The following is a 3,821-nucleotide window of genomic DNA, read 5'->3' on the forward strand; positions in this document are numbered from 1 at the left end:
AGCGCGGCCAGCAGTTCGTTCCGCTCGGCGCCGACCACCACCGCACGGTGCTCCAACACCGCACGCGACGACACCAGCGAGTGCCCCACATCCGCTACGGACAGCTCGGCCGACGCCTCCACGAAGGACCGGAGCCGCGCCGCCTGGTCCCGCAGCGCCGCCACGCTCCGTGCCGAGAGGACCCACGGCACCAGGCCGCCGTCGTGCGCGGGCTGCGCGGTGGTCTCCTGCTCCGCCTCGGGTACTTGCTCCACGATGACGTGGGCGTTCGTGCCGCTGAAGCCGAACGAGGAGACGCCCGCGCGCCAGGGCCGGTCGACGGCGGGCCACCGCCGGTCGTCGGCGAGCAGTTCCACCGCGCCCGCCGACCAGTCCACGTGCGGCGACGGCTCGTCCACGTGCAGGGTGCGCGGCAGCACGCCGTGCCGCATCGCGAGGACCATCTTCATGACACCGGCGACACCGGCGGCGGCCTGCGTGTGGCCGATGTTCGACTTCACCGAACCCAGCCACAGCGGCCGGTCGGCAGGACGGTCCTGACCGTACGTCGCCAGGAGTGCCTGGGCCTCGATCGGGTCGCCCAGCTTCGTGCCCGTGCCGTGCGCCTCGACCGCGTCCACGTCGGACGGGTTCAGGCCCGCGCTCGCCAAGGCCTGGCGGATCACCCGCTGCTGCGAGGGGCCGTTCGGCGCGGTCAGGCCGTTGGACGCACCGTCCTGGTTCACCGCCGAGCCACGGATCACGGCGAGCACCTCGTGGCCGTTGCGCCGGGCGTCCGAGAGGCGCTCGACGAACAGCATGCCGACGCCCTCGCCCCAGCCGGTGCCGTCCGCGCCCGCGCCGAAGGCCTTGCATCGGCCGTCGGGGGCGAGGCCGCGCTGGCGGCTGAACTCGATGAACGAGCTGGGCGTCGACATCACGGTGACGCCGCCCGCGAGGGCCATCGCGCACTCGCCCTTGTGCAGGGCCTGCACCGCCAGGTGCAGCGCCACGAGGGACGACGAGCACGCCGTGTCCACCGTGACGGCGGGGCCTTCGAGGCCGAAGGTGTACGACAGGCGGCCCGAGGCGACGCTGGCGGCGTTGCCGGTCGCCGCGTAGCCGCCGACGTCCTCGGTGGCTCCGGCGAGGACCCACCCGTAGTCCTGCATGTTCGAGCCGATGAACACGCCGACCCGCTCACCGCGCAGGGAGTCCGGGGCGATGCCCGCCCGCTCGAAGGCCTCCCAGGAGGTTTCGAGGAGGAGGCGCTGCTGGGGGTCCATGGCGAGGGCCTCGCGCGGCGAGATGCCGAAGAAGCCCGCGTCGAAGGCGCTCACGCCGGAGAGGAACGCGCCCGACCGGGAGTAGGAGGTGCCCACGGAGTCCGGGTCGGGGTCGTACAGGCCCTCCAGGTCCCAGCCGCGGTCGGTCGGGAAGTCCGACACGGCGTCCCCGCCCGCCAGGAGTACGTCCCACAGGTCCTCCGGGCTGCTCACGCCACCGGGGAACCGGCACGCCATCCCGACGATCGCGATCGGCTCGTCGGACACGCCCGCCACGGTGACCGCGGCGGCCGCGGCCGGGGCCGCGCCGCAGAGCTCGTCCCGCAGATAGGCGGCCAGCGCGGCCGCGTTCGGGTAGTCGAAGACGAGGGTCGTGGGCAGGGCGGCCCCGGTGACCTCGTTGAGCCGGGCCCGCAGCTCCACCGCCGTGAGCGAGTCGAAGCCCAGCTCCCTGAAGGCGCGCGTCGCCGGGAGCGCGTCGCCGGAGGCGTGCCCGAGGACGGCGGCCGCCTCGAAGCGGACGAGGTCGGTGAGCTGCCGCTCCTGCTCGGCCTCGTCGAGACCGGCGAGCCGCTGTGCCAGGGCCGACGAGCCCTGTTCCCCCGCGGCGTTCTCGAACGCGGCCCGCACCTGCGGCAGTTCGCTCAGGAGGGGGCTCGGGCGCTGCGCCATGAACGTGCCCGCGAACCGCTCCCAGTCCACGTCGGCGATGGCGACGTTCCCGTCACCGCTTTCGAGGGCCGTGGCCAGGCCGACGATCGCGACGGCCGGAGCCATCGACGGCAGGCCCCGGCGCCGCAGTTGGGCGGCGGCGTCCTGGCCCGCGTTGGCGACCATGCCGCCGTCGGCCCACGGGCCCCAGGCCACCGCCGTGGCGGGCAGGCCCGTGGCCCTGCGGTGTTCGGCGAGGGCGTCCAGGTAGGCGTTCGCCGCGCCGTAGGCGGCCTGGGCGCCGCTGCCCCACACGCCGGAGATCGACGAGAACAGCACGAACGCGTCCAGCGGCGTGTCCGCGAGCAGTTCGTGCAGGTGCCTGGCGCCGACGGCCTTGGCCGCGAGGACATCGGCGAACCCGCCCAGGTCGGCCGGGCCGACGTCGGAGAGGAGGGCCGAACGCTCGATGCCCGCCGCGTGCACGACCGCGTCGAGCGCCGGAGCACCGGCCAGCAGCGCCGCCACCGACGCCCGGTCGGTCATGTCGCAGGCGGCGAACGTCACGCGTGCGCCCAACTCCACGAGTGCGGCCTCCAGTTCCGCGGCGCCCGGGGCCTCGGCGCCGCGGCGGCTCGCGAGCACCAGGTGCTCGGCGCCGTGGGCCGCGAGCCAGCGCGCCACGTGCCCGCCCAGGGCCCCGAGGCCGCCGGTGACCAGGACCGTCCCGCGCGGCGTCCAGCCCGCCCCGGACGCCTGGCCCAGCGGCGCGGGCACCAGCCTGCGGCCGAGGATCCCGTCGCCCCGCACGGCGACCTGGTCCTCACCGCCCGCACCGGCGAGGACCGAGGCGAGGAGGTCACCGGCCGTCTCGTCGGGTGCCTCCGGTACGTCGACGAGGCCGCCCCAGCGGCCGGGCTGCTCCAACGCGGCCGCCCGGCCCAGGCCCCACACCATCGACTGCTCGAACCCGGCCACGGCGTCGGCCGGGCCCGCCGCCACCGCGCCGGACGTGACGCACCACAGCGGTGCCGGGGCTCCGGCGGCGCCGAGCGCCCGCAGCAGTCCGACCGTGGCGCCGACCCCCGCGGGCACCACCGCCGCGCCCGCGTCCGCGAGCGCGAGGAGCGAGACCACACCGCTCGGCGCGGGCACCTCGGCGAGCCGCTCCGCCCAGTCGACGGCCTCCGGGTCCACGCGCAGGACGTGCGCCTCGGCGCCGTTGCGGGTCAGCGCGTCCCGCACCCACTCGGCCCGGTCCTCGCCCGAGGGCGCCACGACCAGCCACGTACCGTCGAGGCGCCGGGGCCCAGCGGCCACCGGCCGCCACTCGACGCGGTACCGCCAGCCTTCCACGGCGGTCCGCCCCTGCTGCTCCCTGCGCCACGCGGAGAGCCGGGGAAGGACCGCGCTCAGCGGGGCGTCGGAGGACACGTCCAGCGTACGGGCGAGATCGGCGATGTCGCCGTCCTCGACGACGCCCCAGAACCGGGCCTCCACCGGGGACAGGGCCGCCACGGCCGCATCGGCGGGCACGGCGTCCAGCCAGTACCGCTCGCGCTGGAAGGCGTACGTCGGCAGGTCCACGCGCCGCGTGTCCCGGCCGGTGAAGAAGACCTCCCAGTCCACCCGGACGCCGCGCACGTGGAGCTGCCCGGCGGCCGCCGTGAGGGCCACGGCTTCGGGCCGGTCGCCGCGCAGCACCGGCACGAAGGCGGCCTCCGGCGCGCACTCCCGGCCCAGGGCCGACAGCGTCCCGCCCGGGCCGACCTCGACGAACGTGCCTACTCCGTCACCCGCGAGCGTGCTCACGGCGTCGGCGAACCGTACGGACTCCCGTACGTGCCGGACCCAGTACTCCGCCGAAGACAGTTCCTCGGCGCTGGCCCGCGCGCCGGTCAGCGT

At 76.0% G+C, this 3,821-nt stretch carries 1 protein-coding gene; it reads right to left on the bottom strand.

The window, feature by feature from the left end:
• The coding region (locus ACIG3E_RS40950; protein WP_399626314.1) for an SDR family NAD(P)-dependent oxidoreductase at positions 1 to 3,821 on the bottom strand (3,821 nt) is incomplete at both ends.

Origin of the sequence: Streptomyces sp. NPDC053474, from assembly GCF_044544845.1 — a bacterium.
Classification (GTDB): domain Bacteria; phylum Actinomycetota; class Actinomycetes; order Streptomycetales; family Streptomycetaceae; genus Streptomyces.